This is a genomic window from Paenibacillus whitsoniae (genome assembly GCF_003955665.1).
Classification (GTDB): Bacteria; Bacillota; Bacilli; order Paenibacillales; family NBRC-103111; genus Paenibacillus_E; species Paenibacillus_E whitsoniae.
Genome location: NZ_RXHU01000012.1, coordinates 24,075 through 46,459, shown reverse-complemented (window position 1 = coordinate 46,459; position 22,385 = coordinate 24,075). Strand labels below are relative to the sequence as shown.

General features: G+C 55.6%; 21 protein-coding genes. 16 read left to right on the top strand and 5 right to left on the bottom strand.

Features of this window, described 5'->3' with window-relative positions; all coding sequences use genetic code 11:
- The first annotated feature begins 8 nt into the window (after nt 1-8).
- The gene (locus tag EJQ19_RS03650; RefSeq protein WP_126139837.1) at nt 9-464 is read left to right on the top strand and encodes a DUF420 domain-containing protein; all 456 of its coding nucleotides are present in this window, start codon (nt 9-11) and stop codon (nt 462-464) included.
- Nucleotides 465-501: 37 nt separating this feature from the next.
- Nucleotides 502-807, top strand: a complete 306-nt coding sequence (locus tag EJQ19_RS03645; protein ID WP_126139836.1) for a hypothetical protein — start codon at nt 502-504, stop codon at nt 805-807.
- Nucleotides 808-891: 84 nt separating this feature from the next.
- Here EJQ19_RS03645 and EJQ19_RS03640 read toward each other — a convergent pair whose 3' ends face one another.
- On the bottom strand, nt 892-1,560 hold the full coding sequence (locus EJQ19_RS03640; RefSeq protein ID WP_126139835.1) for a response regulator: 669 nt from the start codon (nt 1,558-1,560) through the stop codon (nt 892-894).
- Nucleotides 1,520-2,722, bottom strand: a complete 1,203-nt coding sequence (locus tag EJQ19_RS03635) for a sensor histidine kinase (protein ID WP_164716294.1) — start codon at nt 2,720-2,722, stop codon at nt 1,520-1,522. Before EJQ19_RS03635 ends, EJQ19_RS03640 begins: the two co-directional genes overlap by 41 nt.
- Nucleotides 2,723-2,934: 212 nt before the next feature.
- On the opposite strand from EJQ19_RS03635, the gene EJQ19_RS03630 reads away from it, so the two are divergent.
- A complete protein-coding gene (locus EJQ19_RS03630; protein ID WP_126139833.1) occupies nt 2,935-3,549 on the top strand; it encodes a VC0807 family protein in 615 nt (204 codons plus the stop codon).
- 358 nt (nt 3,550-3,907) lie between these two features.
- Here EJQ19_RS03630 and EJQ19_RS03625 read toward each other — a convergent pair whose 3' ends face one another.
- The 3 genes from EJQ19_RS03625 to EJQ19_RS03615 form a co-directional block, all read right to left on the bottom strand.
- A complete protein-coding gene (locus EJQ19_RS03625) occupies nt 3,908-5,107 on the bottom strand; it encodes an MFS transporter (RefSeq protein ID WP_126139832.1) in 1,200 nt (399 codons plus the stop codon).
- 118 nt (nt 5,108-5,225) lie between these two features.
- Nucleotides 5,226-5,459, bottom strand: a complete 234-nt coding sequence (locus EJQ19_RS03620; protein WP_241242720.1) for a hypothetical protein — start codon at nt 5,457-5,459, stop codon at nt 5,226-5,228.
- A 92-nt stretch (nt 5,460-5,551) separates the two neighbouring features.
- Nucleotides 5,552-6,475: a helix-turn-helix transcriptional regulator gene (locus tag EJQ19_RS03615; RefSeq protein ID WP_126139830.1), complete on the bottom strand. Its 924-nt coding sequence runs from the start codon at nt 6,473-6,475 to the stop codon at nt 5,552-5,554.
- Between the two features lie 143 nt (nt 6,476-6,618).
- Between EJQ19_RS03615 and EJQ19_RS03610 the strand changes: the two genes are divergently transcribed.
- The 13 genes from EJQ19_RS03610 (at nt 6,619) to EJQ19_RS03545 (ending at nt 22,381) form a co-directional block, all read left to right on the top strand.
- Nucleotides 6,619-8,013: an MATE family efflux transporter gene (locus EJQ19_RS03610; RefSeq protein WP_126139829.1), complete on the top strand. Its 1,395-nt coding sequence runs from the start codon at nt 6,619-6,621 to the stop codon at nt 8,011-8,013.
- A gap of 185 nt (nt 8,014-8,198) precedes the next feature.
- Nucleotides 8,199-8,537 (top strand): c-type cytochrome, encoded by a 339-nt coding sequence (locus EJQ19_RS03605; RefSeq protein ID WP_126139828.1) that lies wholly within the window; start codon nt 8,199-8,201, stop codon nt 8,535-8,537.
- 97 nt (nt 8,538-8,634) lie between these two features.
- The gene (locus EJQ19_RS03600; protein WP_126139827.1) at nt 8,635-10,650 is read left to right on the top strand and encodes an LTA synthase family protein; all 2,016 of its coding nucleotides are present in this window, start codon (nt 8,635-8,637) and stop codon (nt 10,648-10,650) included.
- Between the two features lie 175 nt (nt 10,651-10,825).
- A complete protein-coding gene (locus EJQ19_RS03595) occupies nt 10,826-11,602 on the top strand; it encodes an ABC transporter permease (protein WP_126139826.1) in 777 nt (258 codons plus the stop codon).
- Nucleotides 11,599-12,390: an ABC transporter permease gene (locus EJQ19_RS03590; RefSeq protein WP_206438359.1), complete on the top strand. Its 792-nt coding sequence runs from the start codon at nt 11,599-11,601 to the stop codon at nt 12,388-12,390. Before EJQ19_RS03595 ends, EJQ19_RS03590 begins: the two co-directional genes overlap by 4 nt.
- Nucleotides 12,391-12,447: 57 nt before the next feature.
- Entirely contained in the window at nt 12,448-13,419 is a 972-nt protein-coding gene (locus EJQ19_RS03585) for an ABC transporter ATP-binding protein (protein ID WP_126139825.1), read from the top strand.
- Nucleotides 13,420-13,434: 15 nt separating this feature from the next.
- A complete protein-coding gene (gene helD, locus EJQ19_RS03580; RefSeq protein WP_126139824.1) occupies nt 13,435-15,714 on the top strand; it encodes an RNA polymerase recycling motor HelD in 2,280 nt (759 codons plus the stop codon).
- A gap of 321 nt (nt 15,715-16,035) precedes the next feature.
- Nucleotides 16,036-17,130, top strand: a complete 1,095-nt coding sequence (locus EJQ19_RS03570; protein ID WP_164716293.1) for an endospore germination permease — start codon at nt 16,036-16,038, stop codon at nt 17,128-17,130.
- Nucleotides 17,127-18,575, top strand: a complete 1,449-nt coding sequence (locus tag EJQ19_RS03565) for a spore germination protein (RefSeq protein WP_126139822.1) — start codon at nt 17,127-17,129, stop codon at nt 18,573-18,575. The genes EJQ19_RS03570 and EJQ19_RS03565 overlap by 4 nt, the downstream gene beginning before the upstream one ends.
- Nucleotides 18,575-19,738, top strand: coding sequence for a Ger(x)C family spore germination protein (locus EJQ19_RS03560; protein WP_126139821.1), 1,164 nt, complete (start codon nt 18,575-18,577; stop codon nt 19,736-19,738). The genes EJQ19_RS03565 and EJQ19_RS03560 overlap by 1 nt, the downstream gene beginning before the upstream one ends.
- A 216-nt stretch (nt 19,739-19,954) precedes the next feature.
- Nucleotides 19,955-20,905, top strand: coding sequence for a hypothetical protein (locus EJQ19_RS03555; RefSeq protein ID WP_126139820.1), 951 nt, complete (start codon nt 19,955-19,957; stop codon nt 20,903-20,905).
- Nucleotides 20,902-21,639 (top strand): ABC transporter ATP-binding protein, encoded by a 738-nt coding sequence (locus EJQ19_RS03550; RefSeq protein WP_126139819.1) that lies wholly within the window; start codon nt 20,902-20,904, stop codon nt 21,637-21,639. The genes EJQ19_RS03555 and EJQ19_RS03550 overlap by 4 nt, the downstream gene beginning before the upstream one ends.
- On the top strand, nt 21,632-22,381 hold the full coding sequence (locus tag EJQ19_RS03545) for an ABC transporter permease (RefSeq protein ID WP_126139818.1): 750 nt from the start codon (nt 21,632-21,634) through the stop codon (nt 22,379-22,381). Before EJQ19_RS03550 ends, EJQ19_RS03545 begins: the two co-directional genes overlap by 8 nt.
- Nucleotides 22,382-22,385: the final 4 nt, after the last annotated feature.

The following is a 22,385-nucleotide window of genomic DNA, read 5'->3' as shown; positions in this document are numbered from 1 at the left end:
ATAGTCGCATGCACATTTTACCCACGATTTCGACCATGTTTATTGTGATTTCAGCCATTTTTGTCGGATTCGGCTGGTATCACATTGTGAAAGGAAATCGGGAAACACATCAAAAGCTGATGGTGTTCGGTGCGATTTTCGCTCTGGCCTTTTTCCTCATCTATATGTCCCGCACGTTGTTTGAAGGCAATACGTCCTTCGGTGGACCGGAAAGCCTAAAGCTGCCGTATCACCTGTTTCTGTTCTTCCATATCGCGCTGGCGACGCTCGGTGGTGTGTTGGGGCTCATCACGTTGTGGTATGCGTACAAGAACAAGTTCTTTCAACATAAGCGCATCGGCCGCGTGGCCGCGATTGTCTGGCTCTTAACCGCGCCAACCGGCGTAATCGTCTACATTTTGCTGTATGTGATGTACCCAGGCGGTACGACGAAGCCGGTCATCGATGCGATTTTCGGCCTGTAAATAGCGCTAAATAAGCACCAAATCATGTGAAATTCACGTGGTTCGGTGCTTTTTTGCGGTTTTCACCCTGCCGCAGCAGCGAGATGCCGTGCGCTTATGGGCGGATACGGATACCGATGCGTACATGATCCCGCTGGTCCCGCGGACGGAATTGGAGAATGCGGAGTTTTCCTCCATTATGCTCTACATTACGACGTTGGTGGACGAGATGTCGCTCAAAATCATGCTAGGCGTAGAGCCGCTTGAGGCGTTCGACGGCTACGTCAGCAAAATCAAAGCGGCGAAAATCGATCGCGCGATTGAGGTTCAAAAAAATGCTCTGCTTCGCTCGGAGAAGCTGTGAGCTGGGTTTAAAAAGGGCCGCTAGCAAAGCGATGTGCCGAATTTCTGCTGGTTCATTTAGCCGCTGCTTGAGAGCGGCTTTTTGTCATTGGGCCAGCCCGTTGCGCAGGGCGTACACGACCGCTTGCGTACGGTCCTCGGCGCCGAGCTTCTGCAAAATATGATGAACATGCGTCTTCACCGTGCCCTCGCTGATAAACAGCTTCGCGGCGATTTGGTCGTTGCGCAGCCCGTAAGCCATCTCCTGGAGAATGTCTTTCTCCCGGGGGGTCAAGGGCTCTGCCAGCTCGGTTTGCTGTGCCGGCACTGCGGCGGCGGTCGAGGTCGCCAGCTTGGTCAGCACATGCGCCGCGAGGCCGCTGCGGAACACGGCTTCGCCGCGGTAGACGGCACGGACGGTCGCGAGCATGTCCTCGGTATCGGCGTCCTTGAGGAGGTAGCCGACCGCGCCTGCGCGGATGCCCTCGTAAATGTAAGCTTCGTCATTAAACGTTGTGAGAATGACGATTTTTGTCTGCGGCCTTTGAGCCAGAATGGCCTGCGTCGCCTGAATGCCCGTCATCCGCGGCATCTGAACGTCCATGAGGATGACGTCGGGCTCAGCGGCAAGGGCCAGCTTCACAGCCTCCTCGCCGTCCGCGGCTTCACCGACCAGCGCCATATCGGGCTGCACGCCAATCACATAGCCGAAGCCTTGGCGGATGAGGGTCTGGTCATCGACGAGCATGACTTGGATTGTTGTTGATGGATTCATCGTCGGGTAAGTCCTCCTCGTTGAAAGGGATATGAGCGGTCACTTCAAAGCCGACCGGCTCCAGCACGCGGCACTTGAGCGTGCCGCCGTGTTCTTCGAGCCGCTTGCGCATCATGTGCAGGCCGAAGCCTTCGGAGAATGTGCGTCGCGCGTCTGCGGCGCCGTTATCTTGAATCCGGAGCAACCAGTGGTTGAAATGCTGCTCTAAGCGGACTTGCACCTCCGATGCTTCGGCATGGCGGACCGTGTTCGTCAGCGCCTCCTGGACGACACTGAAAATGAGGCGAGAAGTGACGGCATCCAGCTCATCCTCACGGATGGGCGCATGGAGCTCGGTACGGATCGAGGCTGCCGCGCTCGTGCGGGCGAGCAGCACCTGCACCGGAAGCAGGCCGGACTCCGACTGGTCGTCCGCAAGGCCGTGGACAGATGTGCGAATGTCCGTCAGGCCTTGCCTGGTGACGGCGAGCATGCTGTCCAGCGTCTCCGCCGCTTTGGCCGGGTCGCGGCTTAGCATGTAGCGCATCGCCTGCATCTGTACGATGAGGGAAGTCAAACTGTGCCCGACCGCATCGTGGATGTCTCGGGCAATACGGGTGCGCTCTTCAAGGACTGCATAGTGCATGTCCTTGACCGAAGCTTCTTGCAGCTGTGCGTAGGCCGCTTGCAGATCGATGAGATGCTGCCGATTGCGGGCATTCGTCTCGTTGCGCTGCAACCGGCTGCGGATGCTGAGGTAGAGCGCAGCGGCTAGCAGCACGAATGACAGCGCGCTGAACAGGTCGGCGCGGCCGAATCGGATGTACAGCGCGCCCGTCACGAACAGCGTCAAAATCACCGGCGCGGCGGAGCGGGTCATCTGAACTTGCAGCAGCGTCGAGATCAGCACGATGACGCCGATATAAATGAAGCTGGTATCGCGCAGCCAGAAGTATCCGACGGCGCTTTCAATCAGCAGCAGCGCGATGGCTGCGGTGAGTCGGGGGAGCGTACGCCATGCTTTAGGCAAAAAGAGTACCGTCGTAAAGGAAACCCAGATGAGGAGATGAAGCGAGATTTGCAGCGCATCTCCGAGAAATACGCGTTTTCCGCCTAACAGAAACAATAGGATCGCGGCTACAATGAGCAGCCTCCCTGCGAAAGGGAAGGCTTTGACAGACATAGAGATCAACTCCGTTGACAGCAGTGGGATGCGCATTTGTACAACATTGTAGGGCTTTAGCCGGTCAAAAGCTAGTCAAACACACATTCTCTATCGTTAGGTAGAGAGCGCTGCGATGCAGAATCCATCCGGGGATTGGCGCTGAGCTGGGGGGTGCTGCGCTATGATGGGAGTGTCGGAAACGCACACCATAACGAAAAGGGAGTGACCGCATGTCTCAACGTGCTCAGCATAAGTTCAATTCCACGCAGCTCATCAAAAAAATCGTACCCAGTCTCGCCGCCAACTGGCTCGCGCCGCTGCTCATCTACAACTGGCTGCACGGCGCCGTTGCGTCAGACACCGCCGCGCTGGCCATCAGTGCCTGCGTGCCGGTCGTATGGGTCATCGCTACGATGCTTAGAACGCGCCGCGTCGATTGGATCGGCGTTATGGGCATTGCCGGGCTTAGCGTCGCCCTAGTCCTGTCGATGCTGACCGGCGGCGGCTCCTTGCCGCTCAAGCTGTATCATCCCCTGATCACGGGGACGATCGGTCTCGCCTTCGCCGGCTCCGCCCTGGCGAAAAAACCGCTGCTTCTCACCGTGCTTCGAGCCGCTAAAATGGGCCACACCGCTCGCTTTGCGGATCCCGCTGTTCATCGCAAACTCACCACCTTCTCGCTGCTGCTCGGGCTCGGCTTGATACTGGATGCCGCGCTGCACGTCGTGCTGGCTTTTATGCTGACTACAGGCGCTTTCCTAGTGGTGTCGCGCTGCGTCACCGTGGGGCTGCTGTTGCTGCTCTTGGCGGCGCGTTGGAGCCTTGGGCGTAAACCCGTGCGCTAGAGAAAGAGGAGGGGGTGACCTCCTCTTGCATTACTCGGTAGCCGCCGCCCAGTCAACCCCTATCCGAGAGTTGCTGTAAGTGTATGCCCCCCCTCCTAATTCCCGCTTCCGGCCACAAATTCGGAAAATAAGAGTGGTGAACCCCTCTTAAATCTATTCTGCGCCACAGGCTCCCGTAACCTCGAAAAAACGGGCAGGAACCGTATCACATATAGCCGAGCACCAACAGTACCACGTTCTATGCAAGAAATGGCTTTGGCCCCTGCGAAAAGGCGATGGAAAAGCACGGGTAGCACGCACGCAAAAAGCCCGCCGATTCCACTGAGAACCGGTGGGCTTTCCTCTCGCATTATCCCGCCTACCCCTCCGCCGCCCGTCGAGTAACATCCAGGCTACGGCTCATATACACAAACCCCGCGCATACGAGCAAAACGCTCATCGTGACATAGAACACGGAGCGGAAGCCGAATTCCGCGGCTAAATGGCTGCCGATCAGCGGGCCCAGCAGGTTGCCCAGGAACAGCGAAGACGTGTTGAAGCCGTACGCCGTGCCCTGGATTTCACTCGGCGCGAGCTTCATCACAAGCGCGTTCAGCGATGGAATCATCCCGCCGATGAACAGGCCAAGCATGAAGCGGCCGAACAGCAGCAGGCCGACGCCGGGCGCCAGCGCCTGCGGCAGAAAAGCGAGCGCCGCCATCGTCAGCGCGATGACAAGCGTCTTCCGCTGGCCGATGCGGTCGCCAAGCCGCCCAAGCGTCGGGGCGCCGAACAGATTGGCGATGCCCGTCAGCGCCACGATCAGCCCGGCAATCAGCGCCAGATGCTTGCCGGCATACAGCGTCTTCGCGTAGACGGTCACGATCGGCTCGATGCTCATCATGCCGATTTGGGTGATCAGCGAAGCCGCGAACACGGGCAGCAGCGGGCGGAACAGCCGCCACGGCGTCCGCTGCCGGGCTTTTTTCTCCTTCGGCGGCTTGCGTTCCTCGCGGATGAACACCATCACGATGACGCTCGCGCACAGCATCAAGGCGCCGGTGAAGAAGAACACGTGGCTGTAGCCGAGAAAGCTGGCCAGGAGGCCGCCGATCAGCGGCCCAATCAGGGTGCCGGCAATGGCGCCGGTCTGCAGCGTGCCGAGCGATTTGCCGGAATGCTCGGGCGGCGTCAGCGACGCCTGCAAGGATACGGCCATCGAGATGAAGCCGGAGAAGAAGCCGTTGAGCAGACGCAGCGCCAAGAGCTGCCAGGGCTCGGTGACCAGCCCCATCAGCGCGGTGCAGATCGCCATGCCGAAGCCGGCGCGCAGCAGCATGACTTTGCGGCCGCGGCGATCGGCAATAGCGCCCCAGAGGGGCTGCGTGAGAAAAGACGTGATGAACTGAGCGGCCACGATCCAGCCTGTCCAGCGCACAACGTCCTCGACGCGGTGTACCCCTAGCTCGCCGATGTACAGCGGCAGAAAGGGCAGAACCAGATTCATGCCGCACGTAATGGAGAAGTTAGCACCCCATAGAATCCACAGTGATTTTTTCCAATGTAAGGGGGTTGCCATAAGAGGAGCTCCTTTTCTTCAGTAAGTTCAGTATGCTCAGTATCCTCAAGTATAGCACAAAAAAAACGACCCTTTGCGGACAGGCCGCCGAGGATCGTCGAGAAAAATAGTTGTTCTGCTAAGTATTTGACGCAATAGCGCCGAAAAAAGCTACGAAGAAGAGAATATAAAGCACGATTCCGATGGCGGCCCAAATGAGCGATGCCTTGGCGTAGTTCGATTTGGTCGGATTCTCACTTTTGCTGAACGCCCAAACGAATAAAAGCACAATGTTAACGATCGGGATGGCCAGCAGAAAAATCGTGAGCATCCACGACTTCACACTAATGACCGGCGCTTGTTGTTCTTCCATAGGGTACTTCATCTCCCTTCCTTAGTCACATCCCTTTAACTGTATGCCGACCCGGGTGGAATATGACTGGACATGGGAGAGATTACCGCTATTTAGCGATTGCTGCCACTCCGAAAAGGTTGGCGGAACCGCTTATCTCTGGAAAACTGCTGCCGATAGCTCCGCGGTGACAGACCCTCCAGCTTCGTAAAGCTGGCCGTAAAATAAGCAGCCTGCTCAAACCCTACCTCCTGGGCGATATGGGCGACGGGGAGACTCGTCTGCATAAGCAGCAGCTTCGCTTGCTCAATGCGAATGCGCAGCAGGTAAGCGACCGGGGAGCAGCCGTATTCCTTGTGCATGCAGCGGGCGATATAGACAGGATGAAAATTCAGCTCATCGCCGAGCTGCTTGGCGGAGAAGGCTTCGCGGTAATGCTGCCTCAGGTAGGAGGCGGCTTTCTCGGCGCATGCGCGGGCAGCCGACGGCGTCTCGGAGTCCGAGGAAAGGGCGAGCTGCCGAAGCACCTCTTGAAAGACAAGCTGCTCGGACATCCGCACGGCGCTGACATGCGCATGAGGCTGCAGCTGGCCGAGCTGCTCCAGTAAGTCGTACATTTTCTCCGGATGCAGCAAAGTTGTATACTGCGGGATCCGCAGAGAGAACGGCGCCACAACGAAAGCCTCAATCTCTCTTTCTGCAATCGGCGGTTCTTCGAGCAACAGCGGCTCCATCCGGGGGTCGTCATGCACCCAAGAGCCGCTGGCGTGAAAATGCAGCCAATACGTCCACGTGAGCTCCTCGCAAGGCTGTGTCGAATAATGATACCGATCCGGCCGCAAAATAATCGCCTGCCCTGGACGCACTTCGTAGCGGGCATTCTCTTCGCCGATATACAAGCAGCCCGCTGTCGTAATGAGCAGATCGAACACTTGAATGTTGCTTCGGCTCGGGTGGTGCCCGCCTTGCGGAATATAACTGAGCCCGCTCGTAATGTAATGAGGCATGGGCGGAACGGTAAAGGTCAAATAGGTCATGAAGCCACCTTCTTGTACAAGGATAAGGAAGTTGATATTACATAAGTTTACGTTGCGATGCTGATACATGAACCTAATTAAAGCGTCTATAATGTTGAACTATTGATAGTTTCAATTTTACAACAAAAGAGACGGTGGCGGAGATGGAATCTAAAAAAAACAGCTATTCCTTATGGATGCTGGCTTGGCCCATTTTTATTGAACTGCTGCTTCAGCTTCTGCTGGGCGCTGCGGATACACTGATGGTCAGCCGCGTGTCAGATGATGCGGTTGCCGTGGTCGGGCTTGCGAATCAAATTTTCCAGGCGGTGATGATTTTATTCATGACCGTGGCGAGCGGTGCAGGCATCTTGATTGCCCAGAAGCTGGGTGCCGGTAAGCACGAAGATGCGCGCTCCGTCGGCATCATGGCCATAACCATCAGCGGTGCGATCGGCCTTGTACTGAGCATCGTGCTGTACGTCTGGGCGGTCCCGCTGGCGAGGCTGTTCCAGCTGGAAGAGCGGCTGATACCGCTGGCCCGGACCTATATCTCCATCGTCGGCAGCGGCATGGTGCTCACGGCCTTAACCGCATCGCTAAGCACGGTGATTCGCAATACGGGCAACACCAAAGCACCGATGGTGACGGCAATCGGAATGAACGCCATCCATGTGCTTATGAACTACGGGTTTATTTATGGTGCGTTTGGATTCCCTCAGCTTGGCCTTGAAGGGGTTGCGGTTTCCACCCTGATCTCCAGGCTGCTAGCGACTTGCGTCCTGTTTTACCTGTTTCTCTCTGTCTTTGAACGGCGCATCGCCTGGCGCGATCTCAGTGCGTTTAACCGCAAGCTTTTTCGCGAAATTCTTAAAATCGGCTGGCCGCTCGGCGTCAATATGTCGTCCTGGGTGCTGTCACAGCTCGCCATTTACGCTTTCCTCGCGATGATGGGGGCGGCAGCCTTGGCGGCTCGTACGTATATGAATACACTTGAATCAATTTGCTTCATGCTCGGATACTCCATCGCGCTCGCCGCACAAATCCAGATCGCTCACCTGTACGGAGCGGGCCGCAAGGTACAGGCTTATCGCAGCGGCTTTCGCGGTACATGGATCGGTCTTGCCCTGGTGGGCTGCAACAGCTTGATTTTGCTGGGGATTGGACGCAGCTTCCTCGGCTTTTTCACAACGGATGCGGATATCGTACAGCTTGCCTTGTCCTGCCTAGTGCTGACAGCCGTGCTGCAGCCGGGCCGCATGGTCAACATGGGCTTCGGTAATGCCCTGAATGCGATCGGGGATACCCGGTTCAACATGGTGATTTCAATTATTTTTATGTGGGGAGCCGCTGCGGGGCTGTCGTACTTCCTGGGCCTGCGGCTCGGCTGGGGGCTGACCGGCGTCTACATCGCGATGATGTGCGATGAATATGCGAGAGGGGTGTTGGTCGCCCTGCGCTGGCGTTACCAGAGAAGGAAGCGTCTGGGAATGGAAGCGTACGCCAATACAGCGGAGTCAAGCGCACCGCTCCTTCCGTCGGAAGGCCGCAGCGCATAGGATTTTCCAATCTTCAGCTTCAATATTAAGCCGTTACGCGTTGCATAATAGTCAGGACGACCGCAGCATGGCGACAGCGGCAGCCGACATCGATGCAGCGTGCAGCGGCTTTTCTGGTCTCGTAAAGGTTTTCTCCTCTCCTTGGCTCTGGTATGATGGGAAAAAAAGGTGAGGGAGTTTCGCGCATGAACATAAGCAAGCTGATTGTTGTCGGTATCGTTGCCCTAAGTTTATCTGCCTGCGGAAATAAGCATAATGATACTACAGCGCCATCGCCGTCTGCGGCGGTTAAGGCGGATTCCGCGAATATTGCAACCTTGTATCAGAATTACTGCATGTCCTGCCACGGCACACAGCTGCAAGGCGGACAAGGTCCAAACCTGCAGAAGGTTGGAGAACGCCTCGACGAAGCGGCCATTATCAAACAAATTCAAAAAGGCGGAGGCGGCATGCCCCCGTTCCAAGTAGCAATGAAAGACGAAGAATTGAAAGCACTCGCCTCCTGGCTTGCACAGCTTAAATAGGGACAAAGATTGGAAGGGTTAAGCTGCCATTTAGGCTGCCTACACAATTTCTTCACATTTGTCATGTACACTAGGGGCAATAGGAGAGTGATGGAAGGTGCAGCACTTGAATGGAGCGTCCCAGGAACGTGTGAAAAAGAAAAAAGCTTCACCCAATCGTCTGGGAGCAACACTTACATTGATTTTATTTATGGTTGGCTTGCCTGTTCTGTCCGTCATCGGCATGGAATTTCTGGAAAGAGGCTCCATGTCCCAAACGATGTCATGGCTTACGGCAAACCAACCCTTATTTGTCTTAAACGTCATTCTGACGTTTTGCTTGTTGGCGCTTGTCTACGCGATTGTCGGATCGCTGGCCATCTCCGGGGCGATTGCGACGGCCGTGTTGGGCTTAATGGCGCTAATTTCGTACATGAAGGTAAAAATGATCGGAGAACCGTTCTTCCCATGGGATATTTTGCTCAATAAGGAGAGCATGGACATCGCTTCCCTCGTGACGGGCAAAGCGGCACTCATTCGGATCATCGCTGTCATCATCATCGTGCTGGCCGTATTGGCATTGCGCTGGGTGATTCCACGCGTGACGATTCCGATTATCGCCCGGGCTGGGCTGGGGCTGATCTCGCTGTATGCGTTGTACGCTTTCGGCATCAAGACGCCGCTCGCTAGTAAAGTGATCGACCATGCAGGCGTAAGCGAAATCGTCTGGGATCAACAGCAAAATTATGCGAACAACGGACTTGCCCTGGCGTTCACGCTGAACGTCAAGAACTCGATCGTGCAGAAGCCCGATACGTATAACGAGTCAGCGATTGCCTCCGCGGCGGCGGGCATCCAGCAAGCGGAAGTCAGCGGCGCGACGGGCGCAGGGCTGAAAAAAGCCGTCAGCTTGCCGGCCGGCAAGAAGCCAAACGTTATTTTCATCATGAGCGAGGCGTTCTGGGATCCGACGCTGCTCACGAACGTCAAATTTAGTGAAGATCCGGTTCCCACCATCCATCGCTTGCAAAAGGAGTCGGCAACCGGGTATCTGCTCTCGCCGCAATTCGGGGGCGGAACAGCGAATGTCGAATTTGAGGTGCTGACCGGGAACTCAATGAGCTTCCTGCCAGGCGGGTCCATTCCGTATCAGCAGTACGTGTCCAAGCCGCTGCCGAGCTTGGCCAGTTATTTTGCCGGGTTGGGGTACAAGAGCATGGGCATTCACTCCTACGAGGGCTGGTTCTGGGACCGAAATACCGTGTATAAGCAGCTAGGTTTTGAGACGTTCAAGAGCAGCGAGTACTTCACGAATCCAGAAATCAAAGGGTATTTTATCTCGGATGCGGAAGTAGCCCGCAACATCATTGCTGAGACGGATAAAACCGAGAATCCGATGTTCATTTACACGGTGACCATGCAAAATCACGGACCGTACGACGAGCCTCGTTACGGCGAGAATAAATATAAAGCGGAAGGCAACCTGTCTGCGCAAGCGAAAAGTATTCTGGAGACGTACACACAAGGCGCCCATGACGCTGATCAGAGCTTGCAAATGCTGATCGACCATTACGCGGAGTCCGATGAGCCGACGATGCTCATCTTCTATGGCGATCACCTGCCGATGCTGGGCATGGACTATCAGGTGTACAAAGAAGCGGGCTTTATCTCTACAAGCAACGCCAATGCATGGACACTGGAAGAGAACAAGAAAATGCACAGTACTCCGCTTGTGATGTGGTCCAATTTTACGATGCCGAAAGAAGGCCTCGGCACGATCAGCGCCTCGTTCCTAGGCGCACATGTGTTGGATATGCTTCAGCTGCAGAAGCCGGCGAACTTTACACTGGACAGCGAAGTGGCAAAACAGACACCGGGGTTGCTCGGTAATCTTGTAATCGACAGCAACGGCGAACTGCAAGCCAAAGCGCCTGAAAGCATGCAGCCGCTGATCACCGATTACCGAAACGTGCAATATGACCTTATGTTCGGCAAGCAATTTCTGGCGAATTATATCGATCACGAATATTTAACGAAAAGTTCTCAGCCGAACTATAACTCCGAACTCACCGCGGCCGCCGATGGTGGGCATGCGGAAGCGGAAGGCGCAAGGAAACCTGCGGCCAGCCAATAGAAGAAGCTCCGCTCCCTGACAGGGGCGGGGCTTTGTTATTTTCAGGAGAGGGCTGGGATGCGCTCTAAAATAATCCTTGCCACCTTCAGGAGAATTTTGGTATTATATTCTTCCGTCTCTACGCGGCAACTGCACGACAACTGGCTGAAAACCACATTCAATCAGGAGGTGTACCATGCTTTTCGCGGTATTAGCGCGCAAGGCGTATGCAAGAAATCTGCAATACCGAGGCTCTCATTTGCTTCATAATCTCGTCAGTATGGTATTCGGCTACATCTACGCCAGCATCTGGTCGGGGCTGGGCAGCGATGCCTCGCTCGGCGAGTACGGCGCGCAAGGCATGATCGCCTACATCGCTTGCAATCAAGCGATTCTATGGGTCACGCAGTTCGGCACCAACGGTCTCGGCCTCGAGCAGGCAGTGCGAACGGGACAAATCGCGGTCGATCTCATGCGGCCGGTACATCTGTTCTATCAGGCGATGAACCGGGAGTGGGGGCAGCTTGCCTACCAATTTCTATGGAAAAGCGTTCCGATTTACATCCTCTACATCTTTATCTTCCACTTACAGCTTCCCAAACAGCTCAGCATGTACGCCTGGGCGGCTATTGCGCTTCTCTGCGCAGCTTATATTTCCATCTGCATGAATTACTTAATCGGTGCCATGGCGCTGTGGACAACCGAATCCCGCTGGCTCTACTGGGTCAATTATGCGTTCAGCATGCTATTGTCGGGCTTTTTTATCCCGGTTGAATGGCTGCCCGCATGGCTCCGGGCGATTAGCCAGTACTCGCCGTATCCGTATCTGCTGTACCACCCGACGCGCATTTACCTTGGTATGGAACACGGGACGGCTATCCTTGGCTCCCTCTTATGGGCAGCGGTGTTCACCTTGGCCTGTGTCGGGATGACCCAGCTTGTACGCCATAAACTGGAGGTGCAGGGCGGATGATGTCGATGAAGCTCTATCTGCTCCTAATCCGAGCGAGCATGCGCAGCCGCATGCAGTATAAAATGAATTTCCTGTTTAGTATGGCAATGGCGTCCTGCGTGCATGTGGCGGAGTTTCTCATGGTAGCGCTCGTTATGATGAAATTCGGCTCGATCAAAGGCTGGTCGCTTTACGAAGTGTGCTACTTGTACGGTATTATGATGCTCTCTCGTGCGATTTATCGGACGCTGGCTTCGGATGTTCATCACTTGGAAAAATATTTGGTCTCCGGCGATCTCGACGCCCTGATCATCCGGCCCATCCCGGTCTTGCTGGCGCTCATGACGCAAAATGCCAAAATCCTATTCGCCGAGCTCGGCCAAGGCACCATTCTGCTCGTCATCGCGATGCGAGCGTTGATGCAGCAAGGGCAAATCGGTTGGGAAGCCGTGCCGCTCACCGTGCTGGTTATCCTGTCGGGCGCGGTCATTCTCTTCGCGATCGGGCTTGCCACATCAGCCCTCGGCTTCTGGCTGACACGCATCGAATCGCTCCAGAACATGACCGAAGACGCCTCCCAAACTGCGGCCAGATACCCGCTTTCGCTGTATCCGAAGTGGCTGCAGACAGCTTTTCTCGCGGTGGTTCCGGTCGGTTTCGTGAACTACATCCCGTCCTTATTCATTCTGAGGCAAGACGGCGGCTTGCTGTTCCTCCTCGGCTCCATCCTGGTTGCAGCGCTGTCCCTCTACCTTGCTATGCAGCTATGGAAGCTGGGACTGTCGCGGTATCAAAGCACAGGCAGTTAGCACTTGCTAGACACCGCAGCATCGCATAGACAACCAATAATAAGGAGGATCAAGCGCATGATTTCCGTCAAGCATATACGCAAAACTTTTCAAACCCCCGTCCGGCAGGAAGGCCGGTTCGGCGGGCTCCGTACCTTGCTTTCCCGAGCCTATCTGGAGAAAGAAGCGGTCAAGGACATCTCCTTCGAGATTGAAACCGGCGAGTTCGTCGGGTATATTGGACCTAATGGCGCAGGCAAATCGACCACGATCAAAATGCTGACCGGCATCCTGCACCCGACGGCGGGCGAGGTGCTCATCCATGGATACAGCCCGCAGAAGCACCGCAGGCGCGTGGTCCGGCAGCTCGGCGTCGTGTTCGGCCAGCGCAGTCAGCTGTGGTGGGACTTGCCGGTGAAGGATTCCTACGAAATCCTGATCGCGATGTATCGGATCGACAGCGCCGTCGCGCAGCGGCGGCTGGGTGAGTTGACCGAGCTGCTGAACCTGAAGGAGCTGCTCGAGATGCCAGTGCGCAAGCTGTCCCTCGGGCAGCGGATGCGGGCGGATCTGGCGGCGTCGATGCTGCACGACCCGGATATTTTGTTCCTCGATGAGCCGACGATCGGGCTCGACGTGGTGGCGAAGCGCAGCATTCGAGGATTCCTGCACACGCTGAACAAAGAGTTTCGCAAGACAATCCTGCTGACGACGCACGACATGGACGACATTGAGCAGCTCTGCGAGCGCGTCATTGTCATCAATCACGGACAGATCAGCTACGACGGCTCGATCGGCAGTCTGCGGGAACGAATCGGGCTCCCGACGGTAATGAAAGTGACCTATCGCGGCCGCGTACAAGTGCCGGCACAGTGGGAGCTGCCTTTTCAGATCATGGAACAAGAAGAGGATTGTCTAACGATCTCCTGCAACCGCCAGTCGCTGAAGGCCATGGAGGTGCTGCGCGAGCTGAGCGCTTGGGGCGATATGGAGGACGTACATATGGAAGAACCCGATTTTGAAGAAGTGATCCAAAGCTTATATCAGTAGAGAGGGGTGTCCCGAATGGCGATAGACGCGCAGGAGCGGGAACAGGAAACGAAGCGGGTGCAGAGTGTCAGATCCCGCATGAAAGAGCGCATTGCAGAACTGCGGGAGACGGTGGACGAGCGCAGGAGCGAAGTGACGGAGATCGGCCGCAGCTTCTGGGACGACATCTCCGTCAATGCGGACAACGCCGACGACATTATCGAGACGGCGGCGAGCATGGCCCAGCAGGAGCACGTTCTGCAGGGTCAGAAGCGCAGCTTTCAGGTTGCCCAGGACGCGCTGTACAAGCTGCTGCGCGTCGTGGATGCGCCATATTTTGCCCGAATTGATTTCAAGGAGCTAGGGGAGCAGGCCCGCGAGGAAATCTACATCGGGCTCACGTCTTTTATTGATCCGAAGACGGATGAGATGCTCGTCTACGACTGGCGCGCGCCGATCGCTGCGCTGTTTTATGATTATCCGCTCGGCCCGGCGACGTACCGCACACCGGAGATGGATGTCAGCGGCGAGCTGGAGCTGAAGCGGCAGTACATCATTAAGTACGGCGAGCTGCAGGACGTGTTCGACACGGGGCTCTCGATCGGCGACGAGATGCTGCAGCGCATGCTGAGCCGCAGTGCCGACGAGAAGATGAGCTCCATCGTGACGACGATTCAGCGCGAGCAGAATCAGATCATCCGCGACGATCAGCACAAGGTGCTGGTCGTGCAGGGCGCGGCCGGCAGCGGCAAGACGTCCGTCGCGCTCCAGCGCATCGCCTACCTCTTGTACAAGTACCGCACGACGCTCAGCGCGGACAACATGATTCTCTTTTCGCCGAACTCGCTGTTCAGCGATTATGTGTCCCGCGTGCTGCCGGAGCTGGGCGAGGCGACGATGCAGCAGACGACATTCCAGGACTACCTCACGTTCAAACTGTCGGATCTCGGGCTGCAGCTCGAAGATCCCTATGACCAGCTTGAGTTCATCTTAACGGGAACGACTGGCGACCCGGCTTACGAGATGCGCATGCAGAGCATCCGCTACAAAACGTCCGAAGCGTTCCTGCACATCATGGAAGCGTACGGCGAGCAGCTCAAGACAAGCGGGTTGGCGTTTGTGGATTTTGCGGTGGGAAGCAAGGTGCTGATTACCGGAGCGGAACTGAGCGAGCGCTTCTACGGCAAGGCGTCGATCCTCGCGCTCGGCGAGCGGATGGAGCAGCTGTCCGAGTGGGTGTTGGAGCGGCTCGACCAAGTGCAGGCCGATGCGGAGAAGCGTTTCTTCCGCAAGCTGATGCGGGAGCCGAAGTATATGGGCGCGGAGCCGGAGCTGAAGAAAATGGCCCGCGCGAGAGCGCACCGGGCGATTGCACCGCTCAAGGAACGGGCGCAGAAACTGGCTTTTGTCGACGTGCTCAGCTTATACAAAAGCATGTTCGCGAGCCAAGAACTGCTGCCGCAGATCAGCCGCCAGCTGGGCGAAACGCTGCCCGCCGCCTGGCCGGCCCTCGCGGCCTACACCGGGGAGGCGCTGGAGCAGGGCATCCTGCGCTACGAAGACGCTACGCCCCTTGTGTATCTCAAGGGGCTCGTCGAAGGGCAGCTGCGCGTCGGCACGATCCGGTATTGCCTCGTGGACGAGGCGCAGGACTACTCGCCGTTCCACTACGCGTACCTGCGCAAGCTGTTCCCCCGCGCGCGCTTTACGCTGCTCGGGGACTGGAACCAGGGCATTTTCGCGCATGCGAATGCCGGTGACACGGGCGCGTTCAGCTCGATCAGCGAGCTGATGCAGGAAGCCGAGACGACGACGATCCGTCTCGTCAAGAGTTACCGCTCGACGCGGGAGATCACCGAGTTCGCGTCGGCGATTTTGCCTGGCGGCGAACCGGTGGAACCGTTCGCCCGCAGCGGCCCGCCGCCGCGCCTGACGCAGGCGGCGGACGAGGACGAGCTGCACCGCCGCATCGCGGCGGCGGTGCAGGCTCGGCTTGACGGCGGCGCAGGCTCCGTCGCCGTCATCTGCAAGACCGAGCGCGAGACGGCGCGCGCGCACGCGGCTTTGAAGCCGCTGCTGCCAAGCCTCGCGCGGATCAACAAAGACACCCTGCACTACGAGGCAGGGGTGATGATTTTGCCCGCGTATCTCGCCAAAGGGCTCGAGTTCGACGCGGTCATTCTGTACAACGCGGGCGCTGCCGTCTACGCCGAGGCCCGCGAGCGCAAGCTGCTCTACACGGCGTGCACGCGGCCGCTGCATGAGTTGGATATTTTTTATCTAGGCGAGCTTTCTCCTTTTCTTGCAGGCAGCTAGACATTCGTCCATACCGGACCGATCTGCCGGACATATGCTATGACGAGATAAGAATCAATGTCAAGCAGACGGAAGGGAGGAATCTCCATGTCGCAAGGCTACAACAGTGCAGCGATCGTACTGGTGCTTTACATCTTGCTCGTTATTATTTTGGCTACGTTCTACACCGTGTAGTGAGCTGCAGGCCCCCTGGTTCCATTCCTATGGAACAGGGGGTTTTTTGCCGTTTCACGCATAATTTACCAATGAATCGCGCACGTTAACAGTACCGTTGTCTTGCTATTCATACTTGCTTGCAGATCCATGAGGGGATACGAGCCTATGTTTGCTGCCAAGAAAATAACTGCCTTTCAGCTCTATTGCATCTTTATCATTTCGATTGCAATTACGAATCACGTGCTGCTGATTCCGGTGCTGCTGCAATTTGGCAAACGCGATGCCTGGATTGGGGCTGCGGCCGCCCTGGTTCCAATCCTGATTTATGCGAGTCTCGTATACGTGCTCGTTAAGCGTACACAGCAGCAGCATTTTCTCATCTGGATGAGGGAAAAGTTTAATAACCGCCTCCTCACGACGCCTCTTCGTGTTGCTATCTGCCTGATTGCATATATACACGCAAGCGTTTCGCTGCGGGATGTTATGGTTTGGACGAAAACGACTTATTTGCCCAACACGCCGATGTTCATGATCAGTTCGGCTTTTATGCTGTTCTGCTTCTTTGCGGCGAGAGTGGGACTTCGCGCAATTGCCATCTCAACGGGCATTTTACTGCCACTCGTCGTCATACTTGGTTATTTTGTCATGGGGGCGAACTTTCAGTATAAGGATTATTCGCTGTTAACTCCGCTCTTTACGCACGGCTATCGTCCTGCGCTCACCAGTATGTACTTAACCTGCGGCGCCTCCTTTGAAATGCTCGTACTCATCTTTCTGCAGCATCATGCCAGTACCCGGATTAGTCTGCGGGCGCTTCTCATCATTTCTGTCTGTATTCTGGGCTTAACGATCGGGCCGCTGACGGGAGCCATTGCGATTTTCGGGCCCTTTGAAGCTGCGGATCTGCGATACCCCGCATTTGAACAGTGGCGAATGGTTACGATAGGAAAGTACATCTCGCACCTTGACTTTTTGTCCATCTTTCAATGGATTTCGGGGGCATGTATACGAACCTCTGCATTGATGTTTCTTATGATAGACATCTGGGAAGTGGGCCGTAAAAGAACGCGTACGATCCTGTTGCTGGCGATCGCGGTCTCTCTTGTGATTGATAGCATGGTGCCTATCTCTGACAATACCATGATTAGTTGGATACAGGAGTTGTACTACCCTTCCATGTTCATTGCGGGGATGGCGGTCATGATGTATATGCTGGTGGTCACATTCTTGCCCGGAAAAAGGAAGGAGGAGCCTGGATGAATGAGGCGGACATTCGATATTGGTTTGAGCTTTCGGAGGATGTCATTATCCGGTCGTATCCCATAACCGCGGAGAAGCCGGAGCGGCGTGTCTTGTTACTCTACTGCGACGGCATGGTGCAGCTTGAGCGTATTGATTCCCTGGTGCTGCCCAAGCTACACAGCTTGATGAAGGGAACGAACGATGCGCCCTCCGAGCAATTGGACGTGAGTTCCTTGATTCAACTTCAGAGGCTTACCGGGAAGAACTTGATGGAGCGTATGGGAACGTTGGTATATAGCGGATTCGTCGTCCTCTTTTTTGAAGAAAGCGAAGAAGTATTTGCTTTGGACATTGCAGCTCCACCGAATCGACAGCCGGAAGAATCCAGCATGGAGACGTCCATCAAGGGGCCGCGCGACGGGTTTACGGAAAATGTGGTAACCAATATTGCGCTGGTTCGCAAACGCCTGCTGACCCACAGCATGTGCTGCGAGAAAATCGCGCTTGGGCGTCGGAGCAATACGGTCGTAGCCCTGCTGTATCTGGGCGATGTCATCAACCCGGAGCTGCTGCTAGAGGTCAAAGACCGCTTGCAATCCATTGATGTCGATGCGGTCATTTCCAGTATGCATTTGATGGAGCCGTTGTCTGGCAACATTCATTCGTTTTTTCCGCTAATTGATGAGACAGGACGCCCTGATTATGTAGCTGATTGCTTGCTTCGAGGCCGGTTTGCGCTTCTTGTTGACGGTTCTCCTATTGCGCTCATGGGGCCTGTAAATCTCATGTTCCTTCTGAATTCGCCGGAAGACGTTCACAACCCCTTTTCATTTGTAGCTTTCGAGCGTGTACTAAGGCTGATCGGCTTGCTCATTGCGATCTTTTTGCCCGGATTCTGGATTGCCGTTTCCAGCTTTAACCTGGATCAGATTCCTTTCCAGCTGGTGGCAACGATTTCTTCCTCTCGTCTTGGACTCCCGCTTTCCGGCGCGATGGACTTTATCGTGATGCTGTTGCTCTTTGAATTGTTCAGGGAAGCGGGCGCGCGTCTGCCTAAAGTCGTTGGACAAACGGTGACGGTGGTAGGCGGACTCATCGTAGGAGACGCGGCAATCCGTTCGGGTGTGACTTCACCAACAACGCTCGTCGTGACATCCTTGTCTACGATAGCGATGTACACGTTGGTGAATCAGAGTTTATCCGGAACAATTACGATTATCCGCGTCATTATTTTGCTGGCGTCCACGATGTTCGGCATTTATGGCTTTATGCTTTCCGTCATGGGGCTTGTGCTGTTTATGTCTACGCTGGAATCGTTCGGAGTGCCGTATTTAACGCCATTATCGCCGCCAATCCGTGGAGAAATTCTCAAATCTGTCTTCGCTTTGCCGTGGAAAAGATTGATGCGGAGGCCGAAAGACCTGCACCCGCAAGATGATACGAGATCGGATGGGAATGTCTAATGCTGGGGCGTATAGCGGGTAAAGGCGTCTTCATTGTTCTATGCTTACCTTTGCTGCTGACTGGCTGCTGGGATATGAAGACGATTCAGGATGTCAATTACATGACGGCGATCGGTTTTGATTATCAGGATGGTCAATATATCGTGTACGGGCAGATGCTTTCTTTCGCCAACGTTGCGAAGCAGGAAGGTCAGACCACGCAGGCCCCCAAAATATGGGTGGGCAAGGGAGCCGGCGAAACGGTCAGCGCTGCGTACAACAATTTATACAGAACCGCACAGCAACGAGTATTTTGGGGGCATGTCGGCGCCTATTTATTCAGCCAGTCGGCTATTGAAAAGGCAGGGCTTCGTTTCACGGACGGTTCTATTCGGTTCAATGAAACGCGTTACACCCAGTGGATTTACACAACGAATGAACCGATTCTAGACCTGTTGAATATTATTCCCTTCTTTGATGTATCGCCTATGAATTCCATTCTCATGCAGCCGGAAGAAAATTACAGACAACATTCCATGGTGGCACCGCTTCGGCTTTACAAGGTAAGCAGTCAATTGCGCGAGCCTGGGAATACGGTTAATATTCCAATGCTGGGTGTCGATCGAACTACTTGGTATGAGAATAAAAAAGAAGATCCTAAGCTCCGTGTCGAAGGGATTGTTGCGCTGACGAAGATGCCGCACTTTGCTGTACTCAGCTTCGATCGGCTTGTTGGATTGCGCTGGATGAACAACGAAACGGTACGTACAACGCTTCCCGTTCATCAAAATGGCAAAGCTGTTGGGGTCATTCGAATTGAAAAGCCCAGAGCCAGCGTAAAGCCGCGGTTCACCGAGAATCAAGTCTATTTTGATGTGCAATTGAAGGGCAAAGCGATTGTGGCTGAAGTGCTGAAATATGTCCCGGAACCTGAACTTACCAAGCTCATTGAGGAGGAAATCAAGAAAGATATACGCTACACATTTTCAGAAGGTCGCAAAATAGATGCCGATGTTTATTCCTTTGAGCATGTGCTGTATCACGATCGCTTCCCAGACTGGGCGCGGCTGACCAATAAGGGCACCAAAGCCTTGTCCGATTTTGAACTTGGCGACATTCAGGTGAACGTTCATATCGTTCACTCCGGCATGTTGAGGCTGAAGAGGGGCGAGGGACAATATTGAGATTAGATGGGCAAGGGACGCAGGAGTCTCCTTGCTCTTTTTTCGTTTGATGGACGGCCCTTCCTCCAGTTTAGAAAATTTTAAGAATTGTTTTAGGCTTCGTTAAGAGAGGCTTTAGCGGCTATTTAACTATGCGGGCTATCATGAAGAACATGGAGGCGCGGGATTACGCGCTTGCAAATTCGATGGAGCGCCTGAAGGCGCGGAGGAATGCGAATGAATAAGAAGCTTGCTTTGTTAGGTGTAGGCGTGGCGGTCGGCAGTATGATGCTGGTGACTTCGGTTTATGCGGGTGTCGGCGATGCGCCGGGATATGAAACGTTCAAGGCCGCGGTAAAGCAAACAGCGGCAGTCAGCAATGTGACACGGAATGTGAACGTGACACTGGAAGATAATGGGACGCAAGTCGTTCAAGTGAGCTCAGTGATTAAAAGCAGCGGCAAAGACGGCGCTGGCAGCGCCGATGTTAAAGTAACGAGCGGCGGCGAGGTGCAGACGATCCGTTTCTACAGCCAGGACGGCCAGCGTATTATGCAGACGGGCGGCTCCGATGTGTATAAAGTGATCGACGTTGACGACGCTCATGGGAAGCTGGAAGGACGCGGCATGAACAAGCACGAGCCATCGCCGGAGGCACTGAGCGACGGAGAACATGTACTGGATGCGCTGGTCGGCAACCTGAAAAACTACGTGACGGAAACGAACGCGGGAACGGGCGGCGGCAAAGAGCTGCATTTTCAATTGACAGGCAGCCAGATTCCTGCCGTGGTGAATACGGTTGGCTCGCTGCTGATCAAGCATGGCGCGATGGCCAGCACGGAGAAGGCCGTTCCTGCCGAAGTGCAATCACTTGGGTTTGATGTGGCTGCGCTTCGCGACGCGCTGCCGAAACTGACTTCGGACGTTAAGCTGGATGAAATCGAAATGAATTCGAGCGTAGACAGCGATCTGCACATCACGCATCAATCGGGCAGTCTGTATGTATCCGGTAAGGATGCCCAAGGTACAGCCCATCAGCTCGTGCTCCACATCGATATGGCGCTCTCCAGCATGAATTCAACGGTGCCGGATACCGTGGATCTGACGGGTAAAACGGTGGAGCATATCCAGTTCGAGAAGCCGGAAGGCCGGTTCGGTCGTGGTCATGAAGGGAACCACGCATCATGAGTCCGGTGCTGGAACTTCGCGGCGTTACGAAAATTTTCCCCAATCGGCGGGGCATCCGCGATATTTCCCTGACGGTTAACCGAGGCGATATCTACGGTTTCTTCGGGCCGAACGGTGCGGGCAAAACGACGGTCATGAAAATGCTGACGGGGCTTGCCCGCCCCCAGCAGGGGCAGCTCCGGTTGTTCGGCCATGACGTCGGCACGGGATTCGAGCAGGCGATGGCGAAGGTCGGCGTCCTGATCGAAACAGCCGAAGCCTTCACGTACATGAGCGCCAGGCGGAATCTGGAGCAGGCGGCTCGCTTCTATCCGCGACTCCCGAAAGGGCGCATCGATGACGTGTTAGCGCTGACGGGGCTCAGCCCTTACGCGCACGAGAAAGTCGCCGGCTACTCCCTCGGCATGAAGCAGCGGCTTGGTCTCGCCGCGGCGCTGCTCGGCGAGCCGGAATTGCTCATCCTGGATGAGCCGACGAACGGGCTGGATATCGAAGGGATGGTCCAGATTCGAGAATTGATCGCTGGGCTGGCGCGCGAGCAGGGGATCACGATTTTCCTTTCCTCGCATTTCATCGGGGAAATGGAGCAGCTTTGCAGCCGCATCGGCATCCTGCATGAAGGGCGGCTGATCCGGGAAGCGGCGATCTCTACGCTCCTGCAGGAGAGAGGGACGCTGGAAGCGGCGTACCTGCACGAATTAAACCAAGTAAGGGGGCAGGCAGCCCATGCTTAGCTTAACCGCGAACATTCGCAACGAAATGATTAAAATGGCATTGAAAAAGCGCACCATTGCCTTCCTCGCGCTGACGCTGCTTCTGCCGGTTGCAGCCGGCATCCTGCTCTCCCGGTTCCAGCAAGGCATCGGCATCGGGGCTTTCACTTCGCAGGATTTTCCGATTATGATGCTGGGGATCTTGACGAGCGTCTTGCTGCCGTTGTTCCTGTTCATGAACGCCGCGGACAGCTTCGCCGGCGAAATCGGCGACCGAACGATGAAGAACGTGCTGACCCGCCCGATCACGCGCTTCGGCGTGTTCACCTCCAAGCAGGCCGCGCTCGCGTTGGCGGCGATCGTCTACTTGGCCGCCGGGTTTCTCTCTTCGACGCTCAGCTCATTGCTGCTTCAACACAGCGGCGGCTTCGGCACCGTACTGAAATGGCTGCTGGCTTACGGCGCCGCTTTCGTGCCGCTGCTCGTGATCTCCATGCTCGGCGTGCTGTTTGCGCAGTTTTTCCGCAGCTCGGGCACGGCGTTGACCGTCAGCATTCTGATCTACCTGGGGGCCAAGGCCGGAAGCTTCTTCCTGCCGCAGCTCAACCGCTTTTCCCCGGTGTCTTATCTGGATTGGCATATGCTGTGGGTAGGCAGCGGGCTTGACCTTGGCCGAATCGGCGCGATCTTTATGTTTCTTCTGGCGTGTAGTATATTGTTGTTTACAGCCGGTTTTTATGTGTTTGACCGAAAGGAGCTTTAATGCG